This is a genomic window from Lactobacillus acetotolerans DSM 20749 = JCM 3825 (genome assembly GCF_001436775.1).
GTDB classification, from domain to species: Bacteria; Bacillota; Bacilli; order Lactobacillales; family Lactobacillaceae; genus Lactobacillus; species Lactobacillus acetotolerans.
Genome location: NZ_AYZC01000012.1, coordinates 1 through 26591, shown reverse-complemented (window position 1 = coordinate 26591; position 26591 = coordinate 1). Strand labels below are relative to the sequence as shown.

General features: G+C 35.8%; 30 protein-coding genes and 1 pseudogene. 27 read left to right on the top strand and 4 right to left on the bottom strand.

What is annotated here, in order from left to right:
* The 4 genes and pseudogenes from FC77_RS03110 to FC77_RS03095 all read left to right on the top strand — a co-directional run bounded on the left by FC77_RS03110 (position 1) and on the right by FC77_RS03095 (position 1992).
* Positions 1-850, top strand: a pseudogene (locus FC77_RS03110) (PTS system mannose/fructose/sorbose family transporter subunit IID).
* 24 nt (positions 851-874) lie between these two features.
* Positions 875-1189, top strand: a complete 315-nt coding sequence (locus tag FC77_RS03105) for a hypothetical protein (RefSeq protein ID WP_056970086.1) — start codon at positions 875-877, stop codon at positions 1187-1189.
* A 133-nt stretch (positions 1190-1322) separates the two neighbouring features.
* Complete coding sequence (locus tag FC77_RS03100) at positions 1323-1616, top strand: type II toxin-antitoxin system RelB/DinJ family antitoxin (protein ID WP_056970085.1); 294 nt, start codon at positions 1323-1325, stop codon at positions 1614-1616.
* Positions 1609-1992 carry a type II toxin-antitoxin system PemK/MazF family toxin gene (locus tag FC77_RS03095; RefSeq protein ID WP_056970084.1) on the top strand — a complete coding sequence of 128 codons (384 nt, stop codon included), beginning with the start codon at positions 1609-1611 and terminating at the stop codon, positions 1990-1992. The genes FC77_RS03100 and FC77_RS03095 overlap by 8 nt, the downstream gene beginning before the upstream one ends.
* 43 nt (positions 1993-2035) lie before the next feature.
* Here the strand turns inward: FC77_RS03095 and FC77_RS03090 are convergent, their stop codons facing one another.
* Positions 2036-2692, bottom strand: a complete 657-nt coding sequence (locus FC77_RS03090) for a hypothetical protein (RefSeq protein WP_056970083.1) — start codon at positions 2690-2692, stop codon at positions 2036-2038.
* A 63-nt stretch (positions 2693-2755) separates the two neighbouring features.
* Here FC77_RS03090 and yaaA point away from each other — a divergent pair, with 63 nt between their 5' ends.
* Entirely contained in the window at positions 2756-3517 is a 762-nt protein-coding gene (gene yaaA / locus FC77_RS03085; RefSeq protein WP_056970082.1) for a peroxide stress protein YaaA, read from the top strand.
* Here the strand turns inward: yaaA and FC77_RS03080 are convergent.
* Complete coding sequence (locus FC77_RS03080; RefSeq protein WP_056970081.1) at positions 3514-4257, bottom strand: alpha/beta hydrolase; 744 nt, start codon at positions 4255-4257, stop codon at positions 3514-3516. The two genes, yaaA and FC77_RS03080, sit on opposite strands and share 4 nt — an antisense overlap.
* Positions 4258-4411: 154 nt before the next feature.
* Here FC77_RS03080 and FC77_RS03075 point away from each other — a divergent pair, with 154 nt between their 5' ends.
* From FC77_RS03075 to FC77_RS03045, 7 genes are all read left to right on the top strand, one after another.
* Positions 4412-5011: a histidine phosphatase family protein gene (locus tag FC77_RS03075; RefSeq protein ID WP_056970080.1), complete on the top strand. Its 600-nt coding sequence runs from the start codon at positions 4412-4414 to the stop codon at positions 5009-5011.
* A 128-nt stretch (positions 5012-5139) separates the two neighbouring features.
* Positions 5140-5754 carry a histidine phosphatase family protein gene (locus tag FC77_RS03070; RefSeq protein WP_056970079.1) on the top strand — a complete coding sequence of 205 codons (615 nt, stop codon included), beginning with the start codon at positions 5140-5142 and terminating at the stop codon, positions 5752-5754.
* A gap of 222 nt (positions 5755-5976) precedes the next feature.
* Positions 5977-7173, top strand: a complete 1197-nt coding sequence (locus FC77_RS03065; RefSeq protein ID WP_056970078.1) for an ATP-binding protein — start codon at positions 5977-5979, stop codon at positions 7171-7173.
* A gap of 127 nt (positions 7174-7300) precedes the next feature.
* On the top strand, positions 7301-7825 hold the full coding sequence (locus FC77_RS03060; protein ID WP_056970077.1) for a TetR/AcrR family transcriptional regulator: 525 nt from the start codon (positions 7301-7303) through the stop codon (positions 7823-7825).
* Positions 7825-8886, top strand: a complete 1062-nt coding sequence (locus FC77_RS03055; RefSeq protein ID WP_056970076.1) for an ABC transporter permease — start codon at positions 7825-7827, stop codon at positions 8884-8886. Before FC77_RS03060 ends, FC77_RS03055 begins: the two co-directional genes overlap by 1 nt.
* A 2-nt stretch (positions 8887-8888) precedes the next feature.
* Complete coding sequence (locus FC77_RS03050) at positions 8889-9563, top strand: ABC transporter ATP-binding protein (RefSeq protein ID WP_054681548.1); 675 nt, start codon at positions 8889-8891, stop codon at positions 9561-9563.
* Positions 9564-9819: 256 nt separating this feature from the next.
* Positions 9820-10098 (top strand): type II toxin-antitoxin system RelB/DinJ family antitoxin, encoded by a 279-nt coding sequence (locus tag FC77_RS03045; protein ID WP_056970075.1) that lies wholly within the window; start codon positions 9820-9822, stop codon positions 10096-10098.
* Positions 10099-10933: 835 nt separating this feature from the next.
* Here FC77_RS03045 and FC77_RS03040 read toward each other — a convergent pair.
* The gene (locus tag FC77_RS03040; RefSeq protein ID WP_056970074.1) at positions 10934-12349 is read right to left on the bottom strand and encodes a C69 family dipeptidase; all 1416 of its coding nucleotides are present in this window, start codon (positions 12347-12349) and stop codon (positions 10934-10936) included.
* A 71-nt stretch (positions 12350-12420) separates the two neighbouring features.
* On the opposite strand from FC77_RS03040, the gene FC77_RS03035 reads away from it, so the two are divergent.
* The 6 genes from FC77_RS03035 (at position 12421) to FC77_RS03010 (ending at position 16415) form a co-directional block, all read left to right on the top strand.
* Positions 12421-12639 carry a hypothetical protein gene (locus tag FC77_RS03035; RefSeq protein ID WP_056970073.1) on the top strand — a complete coding sequence of 73 codons (219 nt, stop codon included), beginning with the start codon at positions 12421-12423 and terminating at the stop codon, positions 12637-12639.
* A 150-nt stretch (positions 12640-12789) separates the two neighbouring features.
* Positions 12790-13401: a TetR/AcrR family transcriptional regulator gene (locus tag FC77_RS03030; RefSeq protein ID WP_056970072.1), complete on the top strand. Its 612-nt coding sequence runs from the start codon at positions 12790-12792 to the stop codon at positions 13399-13401.
* A 93-nt stretch (positions 13402-13494) separates the two neighbouring features.
* Positions 13495-14034, top strand: coding sequence for an NADPH-dependent FMN reductase (locus tag FC77_RS03025; protein WP_054681546.1), 540 nt, complete (start codon positions 13495-13497; stop codon positions 14032-14034).
* Between the two features lie 12 nt (positions 14035-14046).
* On the top strand, positions 14047-14595 hold the full coding sequence (locus tag FC77_RS03020; RefSeq protein WP_056970071.1) for an NADPH-dependent FMN reductase: 549 nt from the start codon (positions 14047-14049) through the stop codon (positions 14593-14595).
* Between the two features lie 84 nt (positions 14596-14679).
* Positions 14680-15471: a tyrosine-protein phosphatase gene (locus tag FC77_RS03015; protein WP_056970070.1), complete on the top strand. Its 792-nt coding sequence runs from the start codon at positions 14680-14682 to the stop codon at positions 15469-15471.
* 14 nt (positions 15472-15485) lie between these two features.
* Complete coding sequence (locus FC77_RS03010) at positions 15486-16415, top strand: FAD:protein FMN transferase (protein WP_056970094.1); 930 nt, start codon at positions 15486-15488, stop codon at positions 16413-16415.
* Positions 16416-16476: 61 nt separating this feature from the next.
* On the opposite strand, the gene FC77_RS03005 is transcribed toward FC77_RS03010, so the two are convergent.
* On the bottom strand, positions 16477-17013 hold the full coding sequence (locus FC77_RS03005) for a CvpA family protein (RefSeq protein WP_054681544.1): 537 nt from the start codon (positions 17011-17013) through the stop codon (positions 16477-16479).
* Positions 17014-17174: 161 nt separating this feature from the next.
* Here FC77_RS03005 and rsmG point away from each other — a divergent pair, with 161 nt between their 5' ends.
* The 9 genes from rsmG to FC77_RS02960 all read left to right on the top strand — a co-directional run bounded on the left by rsmG (position 17175) and on the right by FC77_RS02960 (position 26399).
* Positions 17175-17897, top strand: coding sequence for a 16S rRNA (guanine(527)-N(7))-methyltransferase RsmG (gene rsmG, locus FC77_RS03000; RefSeq protein WP_056970069.1), 723 nt, complete (start codon positions 17175-17177; stop codon positions 17895-17897).
* A 14-nt stretch (positions 17898-17911) separates the two neighbouring features.
* A complete protein-coding gene (noc, locus tag FC77_RS02995; protein ID WP_056970068.1) occupies positions 17912-18760 on the top strand; it encodes a nucleoid occlusion protein in 849 nt (282 codons plus the stop codon).
* Positions 18761-18775: 15 nt separating this feature from the next.
* Complete coding sequence (locus FC77_RS02990) at positions 18776-19555, top strand: ParA family protein (protein WP_056970067.1); 780 nt, start codon at positions 18776-18778, stop codon at positions 19553-19555.
* Positions 19533-20420, top strand: coding sequence for a ParB/RepB/Spo0J family partition protein (locus FC77_RS02985; protein ID WP_056970066.1), 888 nt, complete (start codon positions 19533-19535; stop codon positions 20418-20420). Before FC77_RS02990 ends, FC77_RS02985 begins: the two co-directional genes overlap by 23 nt.
* Positions 20413-20676 (top strand): DUF951 domain-containing protein, encoded by a 264-nt coding sequence (locus FC77_RS02980; RefSeq protein WP_056970065.1) that lies wholly within the window; start codon positions 20413-20415, stop codon positions 20674-20676. Before FC77_RS02985 ends, FC77_RS02980 begins: the two co-directional genes overlap by 8 nt.
* Before the next feature lie 50 nt (positions 20677-20726).
* Positions 20727-21827, top strand: coding sequence for a redox-regulated ATPase YchF (gene ychF / locus FC77_RS02975; RefSeq protein ID WP_056970064.1), 1101 nt, complete (start codon positions 20727-20729; stop codon positions 21825-21827).
* An 8-nt stretch (positions 21828-21835) separates the two neighbouring features.
* Entirely contained in the window at positions 21836-22654 is an 819-nt protein-coding gene (locus tag FC77_RS02970; RefSeq protein ID WP_056970063.1) for a DUF1129 family protein, read from the top strand.
* A 148-nt stretch (positions 22655-22802) separates the two neighbouring features.
* Entirely contained in the window at positions 22803-24527 is a 1725-nt protein-coding gene (locus FC77_RS02965; RefSeq protein ID WP_056970062.1) for an ABC transporter ATP-binding protein, read from the top strand.
* A gap of 42 nt (positions 24528-24569) precedes the next feature.
* Positions 24570-26399 carry an ABC transporter ATP-binding protein gene (locus FC77_RS02960; RefSeq protein WP_056970093.1) on the top strand — a complete coding sequence of 610 codons (1830 nt, stop codon included), beginning with the start codon at positions 24570-24572 and terminating at the stop codon, positions 26397-26399.
* The last annotated feature ends 192 nt before the right edge of the window (positions 26400-26591 follow it).

The window sequence follows — 26591 nt, the reverse complement described above, 5'->3', positions numbered from 1 at the left end:
ATGGATGCAAAAACAAAGAAAAATAGAATTGGTCATAAGACCTTAAGCAAATCATTTAATCTTTGGTTCTGGGGAGCTTTAACATGTTTCTCACAAGAACACATGCAGACTTTTGGTTATTTGTGTTCAATGTTACCAATCATTGAAAAGTTATATCCTGATGATGTTAGTGATCAACAAGACAAGATTCACGCATATACAGCATTTTTCAATACTAACCCAATGCTTGGTTCGGTTATTGTTGGTATTACCGCAAGTTTGGAAGAGGCTCGCGCTAATGATACGGGTATTGATGGTGAAACCATTAACGACATGCGTGCCGGGTTAATGGGACCAATTGCCGGTATCGGTGATTCATTAATCGATGGTACTTTAATTCCAATTTTGCTTGGCATCGCCTTAGGTATGTCACAAAACGGATCCCCAATTGGTGCGATCTTTTACATTGTTGTTTGGGATCTGCTTGCTTACTTTGGTCAACGTTTCTTATATTTCCGTGGTTATAAGTTAGGTGAATAAAGCCGTTGGTTTCTTAGTCGGTAAACAGGGTAAAGCTGTTCGTCGTGCTATTGGAGTTGTCGGTAGTATGGTTGTTGGTGGCGTTCTTGCTACTTGGGTAAATGTAACTACTTCAGTTAAGTTGCGTAACGCTAACGGTCATGTATTCTTGAATTTACAAAAACAGTTGGATACTATTTATCCAGGTTTATTGACAATAATCGTTACCTTGCTTTGCTGGTGGTTGATGGCTAAGAAGCACGTCTCAGCTATTTGGACAATGATCATCTTAATCGGTGTTGCTCTTGTCGGTGTAGTTATTGGCTTCTTCAACCCAGGTTTGAAATACTAATATTAAAAGAGAGGATGATTACGGATGACGATTGAAGAATTAAGAAAAGGGTATATGAATGAGGTTAAATACCAAAAACATATGCTGCGTAACTTACAATATTGGTTTCAACTTTTCTTGACGATTAGTGCCATAGGGGTTGTTTTGATTTATTACTACCATGCAAAAACAACTTGGTTATTTGTCATCGGTATTATCCTTTTTGTCATTGGCGCCTTAGGAATGTTGCTCTTTGGCTATGGTCAATGGCGCGGTAGAAAAAATGTTAACTTAGTTATTGATGATTATCAAAAAAAGATTGATCATATCGATAAAGAAATGAAAAAAGTTAAAAAATAAATCCAATCCTTCTCTAGATAAAATAAAAAAGTACAATTCTGTGGCTTTCAGAATTGTACTTTTTTCTTGCAAAAAAACGTAATATACTGTATAAGTGTGTATAATATGAGTTGAAAAAGGAAGTTGAATAATTATGCCAGCTACATTAGATAACCATAAAAAAAGAAGAATACAGGTGAATTTGGATGCAGATGCACTTGATGATGCGGAACGAATTTTTAAAGAAATGGGGTTATCAAATTCATCAGCCTTTAATATGTTTATTAAAAAGGTTCAAGCAACTAATAATTTACCATTTAATCCTGGGTTAACAAAAAGACAAATTGCTAGTAATAAATTGGCTAAAGCTATTAAAACGCTCCCTGTTGATCGTACAATCAATACTAAAAAAGAATTGAAAGAGTGGGTAGAAAAATACGATGGTTAAACCCAATGATATTATTATTGCAACCATCGGTTTTATTGACATTGATATGTCAAAACAGCGTCCTGTTTTAATTTTGCAAATAATTGGTAAATATTATTATGTTTTTCCAATTACTTCAAAATATAAAAATAAATCTCAATTCATTAAAAAGCATAGGTATTGCAAGATTAAAGATTGGGAAGAAATTGGATTAGTTAAGCCTTCATGGATTGATATAGGGCATTTGGTTAAAATAAATAAAGATAAAGCTTTAAATGAGAATATTAATCCTATAGCTACTCTTAGTACTGATGATATAACCAGATTAGCTGATTTTATTTTGGATAATAATCCGAAAATAAAAATTCAAGAACAATTTCCATATAAAAATAAATAAGGATCAAAAATCATATATCGATTTTTGATCCTTAATTCTTACTTTAAAATTTAGTCTTAACTATGTCATCTTCTGGACGGTGGGCCTGGATTCGTAGTACCTGCCACTCAAATTTATCATCAGGTTCAATTAACTTAATTGCTAATTTCTTATCCTGATAATTGAATTTAAGGTCAACCCTGTTTTCAATCCATTCAACTCTGTTAGGTTCTTTTTCAATGCCAGAAACTATAATTTCTTCGGGGAGTGGATTTCTTAAAAAGACGTATTTTTGGTAATTGGCGTGCCTATTTTCTAAAACGAAGCCATCTTGATCAACAGCAATTTTAGACGGCTTGCCTTCGTTAAATGCATGGCCGAACATGTGCATCCAATTATTGATTATATCAAGCATGTCCGTAGTTGTTTTATCAAACTTGTCATTTTCTGCAACTACAATATTTATTACCGTATTCTTACCATTTTTACGGTTTTCTACCATCGTATTAATGACATTATCGGCTGTTAGTTCAGATCCATTTTTCTCGTTAACTAAAGCAATGGTATATTTCTTACATGCTTTTTTAAAAACGGAATTTTCGTTATTAGTACTAATAGCACGGGCCCCAATATTACGGGCAGTTTTAACTAGGAAATCAGCATCTATGTTCTCAACGCTTTTTAGTTTAAAATTTAAGACGATAGCAAAATCAGGATTCATAATTTAACTCTCCTTATACATATTACTAGTTAAGTTTAACCTAAAAGGTGGAAAATACGAAAGATGAAAATTATTATTGCTCCAGCAAAAAAGATGAAAGTTGACCAAGAATCTTTTCCGGTTCAGTCTAAACCGGAGTTTTTGAATAGAACTAGAATATTAGAGAAATTTCTAAAAAGCCGTAATTATGACCAGCTAAAAGAAATTTGGGATGCAAGCGACCGAGTGGTAAAGGCCAGCCGTTTGCAACTAAAGAATATGAATCTGGATGAGCGGTTAACGCCAGCAATTTTATCTTTTTCTGGTATTCAATACCAATATATGACGCCAGATTTGTTTACCACACCTGCTCTTAAATATATTCAGAAAAATTTGCGGGTACTTTCAGGCTTTTATGGTGTACTTAGGCCTTTTGATGGTGTCTGCCCATACCGACTTGAAATGCGGACTAAAATGGTTGGCTTTAAAGATTATAGTTTATATCATTTTTGGGATAATTTAATTGCTGAATCTTTATTTAAAGAAGATGATACGGTGATTAATTTAGCTTCTAAAGAATATTCGAAGACGGTTACACCATATTTAAATGAAAAGCGCAAAATGATCACCGTTGATTTTCAAGAAAAAAAGCGGGATAAATGGCGTACAATTGCGACTCATGCCAAAATGGCTCGTGGTGAAATGGTACGTTTTATGGCAGAAGAGCAAATAAAAAATCCCGCAGATTTGCAGGACTTCCATGATTTTGAATTTAAATTTGACCCCGATATTAGTTCAGCCACACATTATGTTTTCAGAACTAACTTCGATTTTAAGAAGCGTTAAAACAATGGCTTTAAGAAATCACTGACTGTTTTAGCAGCAATATTCTTATATTTACCAGTAAAGCTATGGTCGGCATTTTTGATTATATCCAATTTACTGTTGTCATAAATCTCATCATATTTTTTTGAATACTTTGGATCAACAACTTGGTCATTACTGCCGGTGATAATCAAAACTTCCTTATTAAAGCGGCGGGAAATATCGTAGATTGGCAAGATCTGGGCGGTTCTTATATAAAAACCGCCTATCTTTTTACCATTAACGGGGATAACAGTAGGAATATGATTAGGATCATAATCTGCTCCTTCTGTGCTGCCTTTCAGTGCGTCATCTTTTAATGAAGCAGCTGGTGCCATTAAAGTTACTTTTTTAATTATATCTGGATAAAGTCCGGCTAACATGGAGGCAACAACACCGCCTTGAGAATGACCGACTAAGAAGATATTACGTACGTGGGGGTCGGTTCTTACGTATGAGAGAACTGCTTTAGCATCTTCGATTTCATTGGGAACGGTCATGTCTTCAATCGCACCATCAGAATCGCCATGACCATTAAAGTCAAAGCGGACGCTGGCTACATTTTCATTACGTAAGTTATCAGCAATCTGCCTTAATAAAGCGGTATTTCTGTTTGCTGTGAAGCCATGCATCAAAATTGCCATATCATATATTTCACCAAAGGGTTCTTCACGGTCTCCTACAAGAGTTAGGCCGTCTCGTTTAATTGTTATCCGTCCCATATTTGTCTTTCTCCTTTAATTGGTCTACTTATCTTATTGTAAACTTTTTTGGGATTAATAAGTAAAGATTCTATGCAAAATAGCTTAAGAAATTGAAAAGATTATTTAGTGAATAGTAAAATAGAATGGTTATTAAAAAAGAGAGGTTTATTTCATGGAAATTGTTTTTGTCCGTCATGGACAAACTGACTTAAATAAAAGCAACTGTATTCAGGGTGCTAGTGTTAATCAAAGTCTGAATGAAGAGGGACGAAAATACGCGGAAAAGGCTGCTAAGAATTTTGATTCAACTAAATTTAATGTAGTTTATTCTAGTCCGCTTAATCGCGCAGTCGAAACTGCCAAAATTTTTACTAAGGGCAAAAAAGATATCATTTTAGATAAACGCCTTATAGAATTTGATTTTGGTGAATGGGATGGTTTGCCTTTAGATGAATTAAAAAGTAAGTATCCAGATACCGTTGATCCGTGGGGTAAGGTAGCAAAAAGCTACATTAAATATGCACCACACGGTGAAAGTTATGAGCATTTAGATCAGCGCTGTGGCGAATTTTTAGATGAAATGGCTAAGAAGTACCCTAATGGTAAAGTTTTGGTAGTCTGCCATGGCCGGCTAATCAGAATGATGGCTGCCCATTATTTAGCTAACGGTGATATGGATCGTTTTGATACGATTGACAATTGTGCTCTGGTTAAATTTTATTATCGCCGTAATACACCGCGTTTGAAATACTACAATAAGGTATTGGCATAGACGTAAAGATATCGCTTTCTGCTCGTGCCATTTTAAATAACGTAACCATAAAAATACTGCTTTTTGTTTTAAAGACTATTTGTGAAATATTACAATAGAAATGCTTACTTAAAAAGAGAGGTCGTTTTATGGAGATAATTTTTGTTCGTCATGGTCAAACCGATTTAAATAGAAGTGGCTGTATTCAAGGCTCTTCTACTAATGAGATTTTAAATGGCGTAGGTAGAGAAGAAGCAGAAAAAGCAGGTAGTAATTTTAATTCTAAAAAATTCGATGTAATTTATTCAAGTCCGCTTAAGCGTGCACTTGAAACTGCAGAAATTTTTACACATGATCGAAACGATATCATTATAGATGATCGTTTGAAAGAAATTGACTTTGGTGAATGGGATGGTCAGCCTGTAGCCAAAATAGAGAAAAAGTATCCTGACGCCATCGATTCTTGGGGTCAAGTTGGCCAGAGTTATATTAAGTACGCTCCTAATGGTGAAACTTTTGAAGAATTGAATCAGCGTTGTGGCCAATTCCTACGTGATATGGCAGATAGATATCCTAATAGTAAAATTTTAGTATTCTGTCATGGCACTTTGATTAGGATGATGGCTGCCCATTATCTAACCAATGGTAATATGAATAACTTTGAAACTATTCGTAATTGTGCTTTGGTAAAATTCAATTATCATAATAGAAGCCCACGAATGGTTTATTACAACAAAGTTTTGTATGAGTTAACAAAAGAATAAGATATAGAAATGCATGGAGAAATTTTTTCCATGCATTTTTATTATGTAAAACGTATTTTAATAACTTGCTATATTTGTCAAAATGATAAAGTATGTTTTATAAAATAAGAAATATCAGAAAATAGTAAAACATATTTTAATAAATTACGTAATTTGGTAAAGAATAAAATATAATTTATAATATAAGAAAAAGGTGATTGCTAATGGCAGGGAAGTGGCTGTATGTTAATTTCAAGACCACATTACATGAATTTCTTAGAAAAATTTAAAGATAATGAACAAATTAAGGTGATTACAGGTATTCGAAGATCTGGGAAAACTTTTATTATGAAGATGTTCATCGCTAAATTGAAAAAGGAAGATGGAATTGCTCCTAATAATATAATTTCGATTAATTTTGAATCGTTTGCTTTTCGTAAAATTAAGGATGCAGATTCTTTGTACCAATATGTTATGGATCATAAAGGTAAAGGCAAACAATATTTATTTTTTGATGAGATTCAACATGTAGATTCTTGGCAGGAAGCCATTAATGCTTTTCGTGTAGATTTAGACTGCGATATTTATATTACAGGCTCTAATGGTTCATTACTTTCAGGAGATTTAGCAACTTTATTGGCTGGCAGGTACGTTGAATTGCACGTTTTTCCTTTATCGTTTAAAGAATACTTTACTTTTCATAAAGGTAGTCCTGAAACAGCGTATAATCTTTTCCTTGATTATGTGAAAGATGGCGGCTTTCCGCTTGTTTCTTTAACTAATGATGAAGATGTCAAGCAATCAATTAAGCAGGGGATTATTGATTCTGTTATCTTGCATGATGTTATTATCCGTGGAAATATTCGTGATGAAAGTGCTATTACTAAGATCGTTGATTATTTAATGAGTGAAGTCGGTAATATTATTTCACTCAGAAAAATGGCTAATACAATGAAGTCGAACGGGAATCCAATTTCTATTCCTACTTTGAGTACATATTTATCTTTGTTAGAGCGGGCTTTTATTTTTTATCGTGCTAAAAGATATGATTTGCGTGGCCGTAAAATTTTAAATTCAAAGGATAAATTTTATATTGTAGACACCGGTTTGCGCAATACTTTTATTAATAAATCTCCCCAAGATAATTTTGGTCATCAGCTTGAAAATATAGTTTATATTGAATTACTTAATCGTGGCTATCAAGTTGATGTAGGACAATATGATGATAAAGAAATTGATTTTGTGGCTAGGAAAGGGAATGAAATCATTTATTATCAGGTTACATTGAGATTGCCTGATGATAGTAAACGGGAAACGGATAATTTACGTTTCATTCCTGATGGTTATAAAAAAGTAGTATTAACACTAAACATGCTTGATCAAGGTACGGTTGATGGTATTCAGGTTAAGTATGTTGTTGATTGGCTGCTTGGTAAATAAGGAAGTACAGTGCAGAATTTTCTTCTCACTGTATTTTTTTAAGCTTAATAGTTGACACGGTGTCACTATTAAATTATTATAATTACATAAAGTGACACGGCGTCATAAAAGGAGATGAAAATTAACGATGGTTAAAGCAACTTTTAAAAATTTACCTAAAGAGAAAAAAGACCGCGTGACTGCTGCCTTACTCAATGAATTTAGCCATCATACTTTGAAAGATGCACAAGTTGCACGCATTGTGAAAGATGCAGGAATTGCTCGTGGTGCTTTCTATAAGTATTTTAATGACTTAACGGATGCATATTGCTACCTTTTCCGAATTGCGATTAAAGAGATTCATTCGGATATGAGCCCAACAGAAAAATATGATCCGCAGGTTTTTTATGATCGTGTGTTAAGTTTTCTTGATAAGACTTCACATAGTAAATATGAGTCGTTGATAAAATTGCACGTGACTCATAATGAAACTGATTTGCCAGCTACTTATAGTAACGCGCAGGGCTTACTTAATATGAGTCCTGAGTTATGGAGTGCCATGGTGCTCAGTCACGAGGTTATCGGGGAAGTCCTTTCTGATCCTGATGATGAAAAGAAAGAATTGCTTCGTTTTAAAAAAAGTCTTGAAATTTTGAAAAAGGGGACAGATTAATGTTTTTAGCAATAAAAGAAATTAAACGGGAAAAGTTGCGTTATGGCTTAATCATTTTAATGATTTTCTTAGTCAGCTACTTGATTTTCATGTTGTCGTCATTGGCCGTTGGGTTGGCTAGCGAAAACACCCAAGCAATCAAATCTTGGAATACTCAAGAAGTAGTTTTAAATAAAAATGCGAATGTAAGCATGAACCAGTCAACTTTGACTAAGACGGATTTGAAAAAGGCTGACATTGGTAGTAATGAAGCCTTAGTAGGTGAAAATGCTGTAGTCGCAAAACACAAAAAGCGGCCATCAGTTTCATCTCAATTCCTAGGTGTTAAGAAAAGCCAATTTATTTATAAGAACTTGGAACTGGTTTCTGGTAAGAAAGCCACTAAGAATAATGAAGTAACTGTTGATCAAGATTTCAAAGTCAAAGGTTATAAGATTGGTGACAAGTTAGAATTAAATGGTTCAAAGAAGAAATATAAGATTGTTGGTTTTGTTAAGAATGCCAAGATCAATATTGCGCCGATCATTTATGGTTCTATGACTACTTGGAAGAAGTTGCGACAAGGGATGCCAGATGTTCAAGCATCAGCTATTATTTCCCGCACAAATGGTTACAAATATAACCATGGAAATGCCAAGACTTATCCAGTTAAGCAGTTTATCCAAAAATTACCTGGTCATACCGCACAAAATATGACCTTTGAATTGATGATTGGGTTCTTGTTTGTAATTTCTCTTATTATTATTGCCGTCTTCTTGTATATTTTAACTATGCAAAAGATGCACAACTTTGCCGTAATGCGTGCACAAGGTATTCCAAGCAAGACTCTAGTTGGTGCAACTATTAGTCAATCAATTATCTTGGTTGCAGTCGGTGTAATACTCGGTTTAATCGTTATGTGGATTACCGCAATGCTCTTACCTGCAGCTGTACCAATGAGCTTTACCCCAAGCATTATGATTATTGGTTCAGTTGGAATGTTACTGACAGGTATAATTGGCAGTTTAATCCCAATAAGATCAATATTGAAAGTCGATCCAGCAAAGGCAATAGGTGAATAAGTATGGCAGTTATTGAATTAAAAGATGTAACAAAAGTTTTTGGAACAGGTTCAGCACAAGTTAAGGCTTTAAAAGACGTTAACTTTCAAGCAAATAAAGGTGAAGTAGTCCTTATTATGGGACCATCTGGTGCTGGTAAAAGTACGTTTTTAACAATTGCTGGTTCTTTACAGAAACCAAGCTCTGGCCTTGTTTCAATTAACGGTAAAGATATTACAAAACTTTCTGCAAAGCAGAGTAACAACTTACGTTTGAATAAAGTTGGTTTTGTTTTACAGGCTTATAATTTAGTACCGTTTTTAAATGTGCAAGAACAATTTCAATTAGTTGATAAAGTCAAAAAGCAAGGCAATCTGAGTAAGGAAGAATTGACCGATTTACTTAAGCAATTGGGTATTACTGATTTAGTTAAAAAGTATCCAAATGAATTATCTGGTGGTCAGCAACAGCGTGTAGCGATTGCTCGTGCATTGTATGCTAATCCAGAAATATTGCTAGCAGATGAGCCAACAGCTTCTTTAGACAGTAAAAATGTTGAAGAGGTTGGCAAATTGTTTAAGGATCTAGCTAAATCACACGAAAAGGCAGTTATGTTAGTTACTCACGATCCACGGCTAGAACAATATGCAGACCACATCTACAACATGATGGATGGTAAAATGGCTAAAAAGAAATAGTAATTATGTTTTTAGTAAGGTAATAATATATCAAAATTAAAAGTACCAATTCTGTACACTATGGTGGCAGGATTGGTACTTTTTATGTATTGTTAAAAATGCTTTTATTTAGATTTATTGGTAGTCATAGGAACTAACAAAGTATTACAGATATTATTCATATGGATAAAACATGTATATTAAAATTGCTTTAGCAATATAATTAATTATAATATTTGTAGTACGATTGTAAACTTTCTAGAAAAGGTTGATTTAAATGAGAAATTTTACAATTAAAGATAAAACTGTATCGACCCGCGTAACTTCTGATATTGATAAACGTGCTAAAGCTAATTTAGCTAAACAGGGACTTACGATTTCTGAGTATATGCGTCTATCTTTGGTTAAAGCAGCAAATAATGAGGTGCAATTAGTTAACTTTCTAGATTCACCGGAGGCCTTAAAGGCTAAAAAAGAAGCTAAAAGTGGTGAAGTAACTAATATTGGTTCATTAAAAGATTTTAAAAACTGGATTGATCATCTAAATGCAGATTAAACGAACTAAAATCTTTGAAAGAGAACTAAAAAAGCAGCTCAATTAAATGAGCTGCCATTAATCTAGATATTTTTAAACAATTCAACCAATTCTTTTAAAACTTTTTTAAGACTTTTAAAAGTTGGGTAGTTTGTTTTAATAACAAATAGATTAGGAGCAATGTTGCTATATGAGGCATTTTATACACCTCCTTCATAGAAGTTGATCGGACTTCTTGAGATAATACACATCAAAAAATGTGTAATCTAATTTTATCATGTTATAATATTAATTGGGAACAATGTATGCTAGCATGAGACATTTAGTCAAAAGATGTGTAGTGACAAAATGATCATTTGCTACGGAAACATACTCTAGGCGGTCATTTGACCGTCTTTTTTATATTTTAATTTACTTGTAGATTCCGAATAAACAAATAAGAATACTATTGCTTGTTTAAAAAAGCAGCCCATTTAATTGGGCTGCCATATTTGTTACAATTCTTTTAGCAATTCAATTAATGATCTAATAGTTTTTCTAAGGGCTATTAAAAATTTGGTTGCTTACCTTAGTAACAAGTAAATTAGAAGTAATTTCCATAATGTCGCAAAAGCGTGTAGTAGTAAGTTGGTTACTTACTACGTAGCATGCTGTTTGAGTGATCACAGTGATCACTCTTTTTTATGACTTGAAAATTTATATCTCAACAAATTTATAAATCTGTATAAATTAAATTAACATTTTTGTAGTTTTGTAGAATTTAATGTACTTTTCAGCAAAATAGATGCCACACAAAAACCATTCCTTTATTTTAGGAATGGTTTTTATGTATTGTTAAAAATGATTAGATTTATTTTTATAAATCAGGATCCATCTTGAAGCTTAAAGGTGAATCAGCTGTTTGCTTAGTAATTAATTTGGCTGACAAATCTTTAAAAATATCTGTTGCAGTTTTAGCCATTTTGGCGTTCGCTTCATCAACTAAAGCAGTTCTTTTTGTTTTATTTTTTTCATTAGCCAATTTTTGGTCATATTGATAACGTAGGTGCAGCACTTTTTCTTTGGCTTCATCCTGAGCGTTGCCCAAATCAGTACCGTATTTACCCCAATCACGGTCAACTAAGGTGGAAGCTAACTTGAAAATCCAGTAAGCAGAGTTTGGGCTGTAAGTTTCTTTGCCGTTCTTCCACATATTAGGAACTTTCGTACCTTGTGGGTAAAACGGGATATAAACACTTTGAGCTGCAACACCCATAGCGAGCCAATGGGTCATATCCTCACCATTTAATTCCAATAAATGTGATTCTTGGGTAGTTGCAACTGAGATTGGCCGGAAGGCTGGCTGCTCTTTATTTTTCTTATTAGTTAAGTCATACGGTGTGTTTTCATAGTGATTACTTAGAACGGCCTGCGCATCTTGGATGGAGATTGGTTTATCCGGCTTTCTAATAAATGGAAGGTCAAAATTTTGCGGTTCTTGCTTTACCGATGGGGTAAGTAGACGTTGTCCAGACCAAACTCGCGGTGTGTTGTAATGCAAATCACTATCATTATGCGTACCAAAAATTTCTCGCCAAATAAATGTTTTATTTTTAGGCCATAGATGATTCTCATAGACAAAATCTTTTAATCCATTTGTAAACATGAAATTGTCTGAATCATTAAAGTTAATTTCTTGAATGGCTAATTGGTTGGCGGCCACAGCGTATGAGTCATCAGGGATGCGTTGCGCTACCCAATAATGACCAGATCCAATTTCCATGTACCAAGCTTCATCACGGTCAGCAAATAAAATACCATCTGCTTCGGCTGCACCATGCTTTTCTATGATTTTGCCTAACCTTTGCACGCCATCGCGAGCGTTTTTAATGTAAGGCAGGACGACAGTAACCATAGCTTCTTCCAGAATACCGCTTTTAGTATTAAAAGGATCGGCTGCTATAACTCGATCGTTTGCATAGGCGCTTTCAGTTGCACTCATAGCAACGTGGTATTGGTTGATGCCATCTTCTTCGAAAATACCGTACTTATCGGTCCATTCAGGCGTAGAGGAATAAGCATATTTTTCGCGCGGTAGGTCCATTTCAAACTTATTATCTTTGGATTTAAAGTGGTTATTTTTATTATTTGCTTCGTATTTGTTAAATGCTAAATGTTTCGGCCAGGCGGTCTTAGCATCTTCGTTGCGACCAATGATTACACTAGCGGATAAGGATGCCTTTTTACCAATTAAGATGGAAGTACATGATGAGCGACCAATCTTTGTATTCATATAATTTCACACTTTCTACACTTGGTTTATAATTATTGTAACTTAAAATTTATATTTAATGAGGTATTAATATGGACGAAGAACCAGAAGATAAAGCAATTCAATTGTCAACCGATTATAAAAATCACAGGATCAACATGAAATTCTCAAAAAACTTAACTGATGATCGTGAACGCGGCTATATTTTATCCGCTGCCTTTTTTTCTTTTTGTGCTGCCCAAGGTTTGAGCAAAAAAGAAGTTATTGAAATGATATCTTCAAATTATGACCAATTCTTGAATAATAAATAGTTGAAGCGGATTCTTAAAAGACAAAAAAGACTGTAAAATTTGTTATTTAATTCTTGCATTTGTCATTTTGACGATATATCATTAATAAGTAGAAAAAATAACATTTACTTGGAGAAGTATATTTATTAGTTTTGATTAAGGATTACCAAAATGGCAAGAAAGAAAGAAATTAGCAAAAGTAAAATTCTAGATGTTGCTTATAGAATGGCGGTTAAAGATGGTATTGAAAGTTTAACTGCTCGTAGTATTGCTAAGGCTGGGCATTTTTCTACACAGCCTTTATACCTTGAATTTAAGAGTATGTCTGAATTACGTAATCAAGTTCTTAAGAGAATTTCACATGAATTAAGGACTGATACTTTACAAAAAAAGTACACTGGGAAACCTTTGATTGATTTAGATTTATCTTACATTTATTTTGCTGAAAAGTATGTAAATTTGTTTAAGGCAATGTTTGTTGATGGTAAATTTGGCAGTAAAATTATTTCTGATACTTTAATGGAATTGGGAATTGAAAAATTTAAAGCACAATATCCTAATACTGATTACAGTGATGAACGGATTCGTGGTATTGTTATTGCTAACTGGATTACCACTGCTGGAATGGCTGCCTTGGTAGTTAATAAAATTGCTAGATTTAGTCAAGAACAGATTATTAATGTACTGAATGCACAAATTCATGATGCGATGCTTAATGATTGGCTTGCTAAATCTAGGGTTAATGAATCACCATTATTTGCAAATGAAGATTTACCTTATTAATAAAAAGCAGAAGCATAGAAATCAACTAAAAATCCTTTATAGGATATAATTAACTTAGATATTGAGATATCAAAGTTTGAAAGGTGGGATTTTATGAAGATCCTTGCATTATCTGGCTCAAATGCCAAAAATTCATTTAATGAAGCATTGTTAAAATATATTACTAAGCGTTATGGTGATAAATATGATTTTAAATTGGTAACTGTTAAAGGATTACCAATGTTTAAAGAAGGTGTCGAAGCACCCGCTGAAGTTTTATCACTTGGTACAGAGATTGAAAAAGCCGATTTAGTACTAATTGGTTCTCCGGAACAACAACACTCAGTAACTAGTGCATTAAGAAGTGCTCTTGAATGGTTATCAAGTGCAGTTCACCCATTCCACAATAAACCAGTTGTTATTGTGTCAACTTCACCACTTCCTCAAGGCGCAGCTCGTTCACAAACTCGTTTAAAAACTTTATTAAGTGCTCCTGGATTTAGTGCTAAGGTATTTAATGATGATGAGTTTATGATGGGTATAGCATATAAGCAATTTGATAAAGATGGTAACTTGGTTGATGAAGATACTGTAAAATTCTTAGACCACTTCTTTGACGAAGTTGACAATTGGTACTCAGAAATTTCTAAATAGGAGGGGTCAAGAATGAAAATATTAGCAATTGTTGGTACAAATGCACCTTTTTCATATAATCGTTTTTTGGCAAGATTTATTGCCAAGCGTTATGGTGATAAAGCTGACATTGAAGTGAAAGAAATTGATAAATTAACACCCTTCAGCAGAACTGATATGGCCGATGATTCTATTAAACAATGGGTTAAAGACATAAAAAGTGCTGATGGTCTTATTATAGCTACACCAGAATATAATCATTCTATTCCATCTTCACTTAAAAGTGCACTTGAATGGCTAGGTTCACATGCTGGCCCTAATGTAATGAAGATGAAGCCAGTAGCTGTAGTTGGTACTTCATATGGTACCCAAGGTGCTAGTCGTGCTCAAGAAGATATCCGTGAGATTTTACTTTCACCAGATATGAGTGCAAATGTTTTACCGGGTAACGAAATCTTATTTGGCAACGCAGCAAGCAACTTTGATAAGGAAACTGGCGATCTAACGAATGATACTTATATTAAGCAATTAGATGGTATGATGGATAACTTCTTTAACTTTGTTAAACAAGCAAACAAATAACCTTTGCTAGTTTGTATAGCAGGGAGTAAAATAACCGGATAGGATTCCTATCCGGTTATTTTGGTGCATGAAGGGGATGAATAAATGTCTAATCCAGTTGTTTTGCCATTGAAGACAGTCCGTAATCCGCGTGATTTGGGTGGGTATATTGGCTTTAATGGTCGTAAAATAAAATCACACCGTTTGCTTAGAACGGGTAAAATTAATGGCTTAAGTAAACATGATGAGCATTTTTTGCTTAATTATGGCGTGAAAAAGATAATAGATTTACGTTCGCCAGCAGAATGTAAAAAGTGTACCGATGAGGAATTGCCTGGCGTTGAGCATTTCGATATCCCGGTTTCAATTGAGGATAATACTAAAGGTGGCAGCAGTAACGTCACTGCTACTTTTGCAAGGTATCGGCGTGACCAGTATGCCGGCTTTAGGATGATGTGTCACCGTTACCGCTCTCACGTTGAAAAGCCGCATGCTCAACATAGTTTTCATAAAATTTTGGAATTGCTAGCTGATACTAAAGATGGAGCCGTACTCTATCATTGTTCTGAAGGCAAAGATCGTACCGGTGTGGTAACCATGCTTATCTTGTATATTTTGGGTGTGAATATGGAGACAATTCGGCAAGATTATTTGTACTCGAATTATATGCTGAATGATTACCGTGCTGACAGGGATGCTGCTTTTAAGAAAAGTGGAGAAAACATTTATTTTCGTGCCAATATGCGAATCTTGGGTTCGGTCTCCGATGCCTTTTTGGATACTGCGCTAATCACTATTGATGAAGAATTTGGTGGTTTGGATAAGTACATTAGAGAAGAGCTTGATGTCACCCCTGAGTTGCGTGATGCTCTACGTGAATTATATTTAGAAAAATAAAAATGGATAATAAAATGATTAAAGATTTAGCACTTAAACAGGCAGTTGGAAAACACCATGCTTTAGGGACAACAATTACTTTACAAATTTTTGGGACCAAGAAGAATTATATTATTCAAAAGTCGTTTGATTTAATCGATCACTATGAAGATTTGCTCACGGTTAACCGGGATGAATCAGAGGTAATGGATATTAATCATGCGGCAGGAGACCATGCAGTTCAGGTTTCAAGTGGCACCTATGACTTGGTTAAATTAGCCGTAAGAGAAAGCCAAGAAAATTTTGGCTTTAATGCTTTGATCGGTCCGGTAGTTAAGCTTTGGCATATTGGTTTTAAGGGTGCCCACGTTCCAAGTGATGATCAGATTCAGGAAAAGATGATCTTAACTGATCCTTATAATGTTGAATTGAATGACCAAGATCAAGCGGTCTTTTTGACGCAAAAAGGAATGGAGCTTGACCTAGGCGGAATCGCTAAGGGTTGGATTGCCGATCGAATTCGTGACCTGTGGTATGCTTATGGCGTAGATTCCGGGATCATCAATTTAGGTGGCAATATTTTGCTCGTTGGCGATTCACCTAAACGGGTTAATGGTAAATGGATCATCGGTGTTCAAGATCCTAAAGAACCCCGTGGTGATAACCTTACATCTGTTATGGTACCGAAATGTTCTGCTGTTACTAGTGGAACTTATGAAAGGTATTTAGTTGTTGATGGTCATAAATACCATCATATAATTGATCCTAGAACTGGTTATCCGGTTAAAACAGATTTGGCTGGAGTGACGACTTTTACCAAGGATTCAGTTGAAGCAGAAATTGAATGCAAGCGGCTGTTTTTTGCAGGCAAGCCAATCAAAGGTTGGGATAAAAATCCTGACCGGATTGGTGCAGTTTTTGTTTATAATGATGATCGGATTAAATACGATAATTTTAAAAATTAATAGTGAAAAAGGTTTGACGTTTTTTTAAGCGTCAGACCTTTTATTATTGTTTATTTTGTTTTTAAGCAGCTGTTCTACTAATATTAAAGATACTATTAAACATCCCGTTAGAAAGTCCAGGTGTGCTGTAAATGATGAAGCGTAAGAAGGATGAATCGATGGTTTGCTGCATGAACCAAGGATTTTGCAGAGCGTTTAACATTGAAAGGATAATGTAAACGAAGAAATAGCTGGCTACAAAGGACACGATTGCTCCTAAAACACCGTCTAATACATTTCCGAAGCTTTTTGCATGGGGATTTTTAGTTGGAAGCCAGCCCTTAAAGAGTTTAACAACCATTTTGCCAACAAAGAAAATAATGAAGAAGGCTAGAAACCTGAACAACATTAAATTGGTACCAGTTGTTAAATTAGTTTGAATATGCTGGCCTGTTATTTGCATATATAGCCAGTTACCGAATGGATTTTGCAGAAAAATTGCAATGATAAAAACTATTGCCGCAAAAATCAAATTGATAATTAACCTGGTAAAGCCAGTTCTATAGCCTTGGTATGTTTCTAAGGCTAAGTAAGCTAAAACAATTAAAGTAACAATCATATTTTTATCTCCTTTGCGCTCTATTATAGCCTATTTTCTGGTCTCTAGCCTTTGACGATTTCGGTAAAATACTTCATAATTGTAGAGATGGTTTAGCTTTACAATAAGCTTTTTTAAGAGTTAAATTTATAGGGTGTGAAACAAGGTTTCACGGGTGAAAAATGAATCCTGAACAATTTGTCCAAGAATTATCAAAATATAATTTTAGATTAACTGACGAACAAAAGAAACAATTTAAACTTTATTTTAAAGATTTGCTTACAGCGAATGAACACGTCAACCTCACGAGAATAACTGAGGAAGACGATGTTTATTTGAAACATTTCTTTGATAGCCTCACTCCATTATTTACCTTTAAAAAAGTTTTTAAAGAAAATGCTACCTTATGTGATGTTGGTTCTGGTGCGGGCTTTCCATCATTACCACTCAAAATTTTGCAACCAACTTTAAGGGTAACAATCGTTGATTCATTAGCTAAGCGGCTAACTTTTTTGAAGGGGTTAATCGCTGAATTGAATTTACAAGATGTGACTTTGGTTCATGGTCGCGCCGAAGATGTCGGCCAAAACAAATTGTACCGAGAGAAGTTTGATATTGTTACGGCTCGTGCAGTTGCTAAAATGCCAATATTAAGTGAATATTGTTTGCCCCTTGTTAAAAAAGGAGGTTACTTTATTGTGCTTAAGGGTCCGAAAGCTGAGGATGAATTGAAAGACAGCCAAAAAGCACTTGCTGTGTTAGGTGGTAAGGTCGTCTCTTCTAAGGCGTTAACTTTACCAGATAGCGATGAAGAACGCACTTTGATTCTTGTCCAAAAAGATAAATTAACACCTAAGAAATATCCACGGCAGGCAGGGACACCACACCGGAAACCAATACATTAATAGGAGGGTCAAATATGTCATTATTTTCTGCTTTTCGACATCATGATGAAATTCCTAAAGATAAACAAATTCAGGACATTGAGTTAGCCAAGATTAAGGCTAATCCTAACCAACCAAGACGAGAGTTTTCTGATGCTTCTATTAGAGAACTAGCTTCAACTCTTGATAAAGATGGTTTACTCCAGCCGATTGTTGTCCGTGAAAAGGGCGACGGCTATGAAATTATTGCGGGTGAACGGCGTTATCGTGCGGCTCAACGCCTGGATTGGGAAACGATTCCGGCAATTGTCAATAATATGAGTGATGACCAGGCTGCCTCACTTGCATTAATTGAAAACTTACAAAGAGAAAATTTGAATCCAATTGACGAAGCGGAAGCCTATAATAATTTAATGAAGCTAAACGGTTTGACCCAAGTTAGTTTAGCCAAAAACATTGGTAAGTCTCAATCTTACGTGGCTAATAAATTACGACTTTTAAAGTTGAGTCCGAAGGTGCAAAGTTATCTGGCTAGCGGACAAATTTCTGCTCGGCATGGCCGGGCTTTGGTTGGCCTCAGTGAGCAGGATCAAGGCCGGGTTTTAGATGAAATCTTAGCTAACAATTTGAACGTTAAAGAAACTGAAGATATAGCCAAAGACGTCGACGGTTATTTTACTAAAAAAGCACGCAAAGCTAAGAATAAAGGTAAAACTGAACAAAAAAAGCGTGTGGTTAACCGCATGCCTAAGGACTTAAAGGTTCAAATCAATACGATTAAGCGGGCCGTTAAGTTAGCCAAAGAATCTGGGATCAAAGTAAACGTTGAGGAAAATCATGATCCTAACGATTACGTAATTACTATTGAATTGAAAAGGAAGTAGGAGGTCATGGAAAATATGGTGAGTGTAATTTCGGTTGCTAACCAGAAAGGTGGAGTTGGTAAGACCACAACTACCATTAACTTGTCAGCTTCGATTGCCAATCGTGGTTACCGGGTTTTAATTGTTGATATTGACCCGCAAGGTAACGCCACCTCTGGTTTAGGAATTGAAAAATCTTCAATCAAACAAGATATTTATAATGTTTTGATTGATGAAATTCCTTTGAAGGATACAATCCTCCATACTTCAACTAAAAGGCTAGACCTTGTACCAGCCACGATTAACTTATCCGGTGCGGAAACTGAACTAATCAGTATGATGGCACGTGAAACTCGTCTTAAGTCGGCCTTGGATGCTGTTAGCAATGACTATGATTTTATTTTTATTGATTGTCCACCGTCTTTAGGACAACTTTCTATTAATGCTTTCACAGCATCAGATTCAATTTTAATTCCGGTTCAAAGTGAGTATTATGCTATGGAGGGTCTTAGCCAGCTCTTAAATACTATTCGGTTGGTACAAAAGCACTTTAATAAGGACCTTGGCGTTGAAGGTGTTCTCTTAACGATGCTAGACTCAAGAACTAACTTGGGTGCGGAAGTTGTTAAGGAAGTTCAATCTTATTTTGACAAAAAAGTTTATAAAACAATTATTCCAAGAATCACTAAACTGGCTGAGGCACCGAGTTATGGGCAGCCGATCACGGAATATGCTCCCAACTCACGCGGTGCAGAGGTTTACGATGATTTAGCAAAAGAGGTGTTAAAGAATCATGACAAGAGACTCCAAAAATAAAAAAACAAAGAAGAAGGGCGGCTTAGGCCGCGGTATTGAGGCATTATTTGAGGATGAACCCCAAGTTGAGAATAATGATGAAGAAATTCAGGATATTTCTCTAAGTGAGATTCGCCCCAACCCTTATCAACCAAGAAAGAATTTTGATGATAAGAGTTTAAAAGAATTGTCTGATTCTATTAAGGAAAATGGTGTTTTTCAGCCCATTATTATTCGTAAATCGGTTAATGGTTACGAAATTATCGCTGGTGAAAGACGTTTTCGTGCTTCGAAGATGGCCAAAAAGAAGACCATCCCTGCTATTATCCGTAATTTTGATGAGAGTCAAATGATGGAAGTGGCAGTACTAGAAAACTTGCAGCGGGAAGATTTAACCCCGCTTGAAGAAGCACAAGCTTATGAAATGCTACAAAAGAATTTGGGTTTGACCCAAGAGGAAGTTTCTAAACGGATGGGAAAATCTCGTCCATACATTGCCAATTATTTGCGTCTGCTTACTTTGCCTAATAAAACCAAGCATCTTTTGCAACACGGTGACCTTTCAATGGGTCAAGCCAGAACGTTACTCGGCCTTAAGGATAAGGATAAGATTGATGAAGTAGCTAAGAAGGTTGTTAAGGAAGGGATGCCTGTCCGTAAAGTTGAGGCACTCATTTCTTCACTTAATGCCAAAAAGCCGCGTAAGAAGACCACTCATAAGTCTGCCTTCATTCGGGCTAGCGAAAGTCAGCTTTCTAATAAATTTGGTTCTAGTGTTAACATTTCTGAGACTAAGAAGGGGAAGGGTCACCTTTCCATTAATTTCGGTTCAGTTGATGAATTGAATAAAATACTTGATATTTTAGGTGTTGATCTTGATGAATAAAAATGATGCATATGGTTTGGCTGATACTGTGCAAATGAAAAAGCCCCATGTTTGTAAAACAAATGATTGGGAAATCTTACGTGTGGGTGCAGATATTCGACTTAAATGTATGGGTTGTGGTCGCATTGTGATGATGCCGCGTGCTGAATTTACACATAAGTTAAAGAAGGTTTTAACTAAAGCAAATGATCCGGTAAACGTAAAAAAGAAGTTTTATGTTCCGAAAGATCATATCATTCGGCCAGATTTTGCTTAAAATAAAACTAGGTAACTAAGAATATTAATTAAAAGAAAAAGAGGATAAAAATGTCATTAACTGCTGGGATTGTAGGTTTGCCTAACGTTGGTAAGTCAACTTTGTTCAATGCGATTACAAAAGCTGGTGCTGAGATGGCCAACTATCCATTTGCTACGATTGAACCAAATGTGGGAATGGTTGAAGTACCAGATAAACGTCTTACAAGAATTCAAGAATTAATTCCTGCTAAGAAGATAGTTCACACTACTTTTGAATTTACTGATATTGCCGGATTGGTAAAAGGTGCCTCAAAGGGTGAAGGACTTGGTAACAAGTTCTTGGAAAATATTCGTCAAACAGATGCAATTATTCACGTTGTTCGTGCCTTTGACGACGGTAATATTACCTCCGTTACCGGTAAAGTTGATCCCGAAGAAGACATCAACACCATTAACTTGGAATTAGCCATCTCTGACCTTGATGCTGTTAACCGCCGCATTAATAAGGTTAAAAAGACCGCTCAGCAAAATGATAAAGATGCTAAAGCTGAATACGCAGTTTTGCAAAAAATCAAGCCGGTTTTGGAAGACGGTAAGGCAGTTCGTTCAATCAAGTTTAATAAAGATGAACAAAAGATTGTTAAGGGCTTGTTCCTTTTAACTGCTAAACCTGTTATTTACGTTGCAAATATTGCCGAGGATTCAATGGCTGATCCTGAAAAGGATAAGTACTACCAAATTGTTAAGAAACACGCCGATAGTGAAGGCGCTGAATGTTTAGGTATTTCTGCTGCAGCCGAAGAGGAGATTGCCGGGTTAGACGATAAAGACAAACAAGAATTCTTAGAAGCAGAAGGTGTTAAGGAGCCTGGCTTGAACCGTTTGATTCGGGCAGCTTACCACATCTTAGGCTTAAGAACTTTCTTTACGGCTGGTGGTCCTGAAACCCGTGCATGGACGTTCCATAAGGGAATGAAGGCCCCACAAGTTGCTGGTATTATTCACTCTGATTTTGAGCGTGGCTTTATTCGTGCCGAAGTAGTTTCATATACAGACTTAGATAAGTATGAAACTATGGCAAAGGTTAAAGAGGCTGGGAAGCTTCGCCTTGAAGGCAAGGATTATGAGGTTCAAGATGGCGACATTATTCAATTTAGATTTAACGTTTAGGGGTTAGAATGGCTGAAGAAAATAAAGATAAAAAGCAAACGGTAGCTGGAAACGCAGAAGATACTTCTAAAATTGACGTTAATAAACAAGAAAAATTAAAGAATAAAGTATCTGCTGAGGATAAGGATGATCAGCTTAAGCATATGGGTCCTGAAGAACTCAGAAGTAAACTGAGTAACAAGAATTCAGATTATGTTTACCGTTTACAAAAAGAGATAGAGTCACAAGGGCATTTAAGTGCTAGCGATGCCAAAGCAAAAGTAGATGCACTTTTAGTAGAAATTATTATTGCCCAACACCGCGGTCAACCTGCTAATGGACTTTACATGCAATCACCTAAATTAAAGGCGGCAGACATGTTAAGCCCGAAAAAGAAGAAGCTGGGCGACATACCGTTTTGGCAAGTTGTAGTTGACAGCGCACTGCTCTATATAGCGATTTTCGTTGGTTTGTACGGCATAATTGGTTTGTTCCAAAATGGGAAGCAAACCTACAACTCACAAATGGGTATCCTCACTTTAATCAGTGTTGGTGCCTTGATGGGAGTATTTATGACTAAGTACAATGATTGGATCGCTCCCGCTGCTTCTGGCAAGAAAGGAAAGACTCCGTGGGCTAAATTGATTTTAGGAATGGTCGGAATATTAGCCGTGTTATTTGTTTGGATTTGGGTACTCTCACTTCCAGGCTTACGTGTTATCAACCCGGTTCTTCCAGGAATGGTTAACCTTGTTATTGCTGTTGTAGCTTATGGTATTCGTTGGTTGTTTAGAAGATATCATCATATTGTCGGGTCTACATTTAATGCCAATCCTCGACGCAAATGATGTGCTTCTTACTAAAAATAGGTATATACTGAATAATCAGTTATTAAAAAAGGGATAAATAGGTGAGAAATCCTATTTATCCTTTTTTAAAGTTTTTATACACATAAAAGACTGTATTGTTATTGTTTAAAAAAGAAGGAGGTCTAATTTGGTCAATACATTACGCAAATCAATTCGTCAATATAAAAATTTGTCGTTGCTATCACCATTATTTGTTATTGGTGAAGCTTTAATTGAAATGCTGATCCCGTATTTTGTCGGTATTTTGATTGACAAAGGAATAATGAAGGGTAACCTCGCCTATATTAATAAATGGGGAGTTTTGCTTTTAATTGTCACTCTTATTTCTTTATGTTTGGGTGGTAGTGCCAGTTACGTATCCGCACACGCTGCCGCTGGTTTTGCTTCTAATTTACGTAAAGATATGTTCTACAATATCCAAGACTATTCTTTTGAAAACATTGATAAGTTTTCAAGTTCCAGTTTAGTTACTCGTATGACCACGGATGTTAATAACGTTCAGATGGCTTACCAAATGTTGATCAGAATTGCGGTTAGAGCCCCAATGATGTTAATTATTTCTGTAATCATGTCTGTGGTTATTAGTCCGCGTTTATCGATTATCTTTGCCGTAATTGCACCAGTTTTTGCTATTTTGTTAACTTTGATTATTAAGTGGGCATACCCATACTTCCCTAAAGTTTTCAGGGGCTACGATAAAATGAATCAAGTAGTTCGTGAAAATGTTCGTGGGATTCGTGAAGTCAAGACTTACGTGCAAGAAAAACCGCAGGTTAAGAAATTTAAAAAAGCTTCCGGCTTTATTTATAAGTTGTTCGCTGCTGTCCAAAAGATTTTGTCATTAGATGCATTTGTTGTTGTGGCAATTTTGAATATTTCAAACTTAGCAATTTGCTGGTTTGGTGCACATGAAGTTGTTGGTGGAACGTTACAAACGGGTCAACTGATTTCAATGTTTACCTATTCAAACTCAGTTTTATTTAGTTTGAATATTTTAGCTATGATCACCACCCAATTGGTTGTTTCTAGTGCTAGTGGCAGACGTATTGCTGACGTAATTAATGAAAAGCCTACGATTAAGAATCCAAGAAAGCCCCTTAAGCAATTAACTAATGGTGAAGTTGTCTTTGACCACGTTAACTTTAAATATGATCCTGCTGATAAAGACTTAGCCTTAAATGATATTAATTTGGATATTCGGCCAGGTGAAACGATCGGAATAATTGGTAAAACCGGATCATCGAAGTCAACTTTAGTTTCCATGATTCCGCGTCTATATGATGTAACCTCTGGAGCTGTCCGTGTAGCTGGTCACAACGTTAAATCTTATGATCTAAAGACTTTGCGTGACAATGTTGCCATGGTTTTGCAAAATAATGTTTTATTCTCAGGAACAATCAAGGACAATCTGAAGTGGGGCAATGAAAACGCAACTGATGACCAAATTGTGGCAGCTGCTAAAATTGCCCATGCGGATGATTTTATTCGTGAAATGCCTGATCAATATAATACGATGGTTGAACAAGGCGGGAACAATGTTTCTGGTGGACAAAAGCAAAGAATTACCATTGCTCGTGCATTATTGAAGAATCCTAAGATTTTAATTCTTGATGATTCTACCTCCGCTGTTGATACCGATACTGAACGGCAAATTCGCCAAGCTTTGGCACGTGATATGCCTAATACAACGAAGATCATTATTTCTCAACGAATCGTTTCAATTAAAGATGCAAATAGAATTATCGTTATGAATGATGGTAAGATTCAGGATATTGGTACACATGATGAATTGATGAAGCGTAATGATCTTTACAGTTCAATTGCTAAGTTCCAAGAAGAACAGGGAAAGTAGGTGAGCAGTTTGGATAAAGCAGCAAAAACTAAGAATGATAACATGCGAGGTAAGCGTGGAGCCACTCTGTGGCGTCTGCTTAAGCTGGTAAACAGCACTAGTCCATGGATGCTCATCACTTCCATGATTGCGATTGTATTAGCAGCTGGTTCTGCAGTTACTGGTTCACTCTTTATTGAGCGGCTGATTAATGATTATATTATGCCGTTAACTAAGGAAGCGCATCCTAACTATGGTCCACTTCTCACCGCTATTGAGGTAATGTTTGGTATTTATGCCATCGGCTTTATTTCCAACTACTTCTTTACAATGTTAATGGGTGTTTTAGCACAAAAGGTTCAGTACCGTGTTCGTAATGAAATGTTTACCCATATGGAGACATTACCAATTTCATACTTTGATCAAAACGATTATGGCGATATCATGAGTCGTTATACCAACGATATTGATACTTTGATGCAGATGATCTCACAGTCTATCCCGCAATTTATGAATTCCGCATTGAACTTATTCTTCGTCATAATTGCCATGTTTAGTTTAAGTTGGCAACTGACTATTTTCTCAATGATAATTTTTGCATTGTCACTGGGGATTGTCCGTTTCTTAACAACCAGATCAAGCCACTACTTCCAATCTCAACAAAGAGAATTGGGGCAAGTCAATGGTTATAATGAAGAAATGCTCAATGGTTTGAAAGTTATTAAGGTTTTTAGTCATGAACCCGATGCCAAAGCTAATTTTAATAAGTATAATGAAGCTTTGCGTCAAGCCTCTGGTAAAGCCAATACCTACTCCACGATCCTATTCCCAATCATGGGTAATTTAGGTAACTTACTTTATGTTATTATCGCTGTTCTTGGCGGAGCCGTTGCAATTGAAGGTTGGGCACCATTGTCCTTAGGTGTTATTGGGGCCTTTCTCCAATTATCAAAGCAATTTACCCAACCGATTGCTCAAATATCACAACAGTTGAACTCAATTGTTATGGCTTTAGCCGGTGCTAAGAGAATCTTTGACCTAGAAGATGAGCCATCTGAAGTTGATAGTGGTGACATCACTATTTCTAAGAATCAAAGTGTTAAGGGTGCCTGGCACTGGAATGTACCGCAAAAAGATGGTTCAATCAAACAAGTAACGGTTAAGGGGCACATTGTTTTTGACAATGTCAACTTTAGCTATTCACCAGATAAGCAGATCCTGTATAATATTTCACTTGATGCCAAACCTGGAGAGAAGGTAGCTCTAGTTGGTCAAACCGGTGCTGGTAAGACCACTATTTCTAACATGCTTAACCGTTTTTATGAAATTGATTCAGGAACGATCACTTATGATGGTATCCCGATCAATAGGATTAAGAAGGATGACCTGCGGCACTCGCTTTCCATCGTTTTACAGGATACGCACATGTTTACCGGTACCGTTATGGATAATATCCGTTTTGGTAATCCGGAGGCAAGTGATGACGACGTCTACCAGGCGGCTCATTTGTCACACGCTGATGAATTTATCCACCACCTTGATGAAGGTTATCAAACCGTAATCGATGGTGAAGGTGGGGATTTGTCTCAAGGGCAGATGCAATTACTCAGTATCGCGAGAGCAATGATTGCCGATGAACCGGTAATGATTCTCGATGAGGCCACCTCAAGTATTGATACGCAGACTGAGAAGTTGGTTCAGGCAGGTATGGATAACTTGCTTGCTGGTAGAACCAGTTTCGTAATTGCGCACCGTCTATCTACGATTGTTAACTCTGATTTGATTATGGTACTTGACCATGGTCATATTATTGAAAAAGGTAATCATAAACAATTGCTGGCTCAAAGGGGTTATTACTATGAGCTATATACCGGTAAGAAAGAAATTGAGTAAAAATTGTTAATTAACATAATATAGTGAAAAAATATTACTATTTGTGATAGATTTAAGGAGCTGGGTAAAATACCCAACTCTTTTTTTAATAAAAAGCCTGAATTATCAAATTAAGTGCAACACTGCCGCAAATAAGTCATGAAGCCAATGTTTTAGAAAATAGTTCTTGAGCAGTGCAGTAATGAAGCAGCT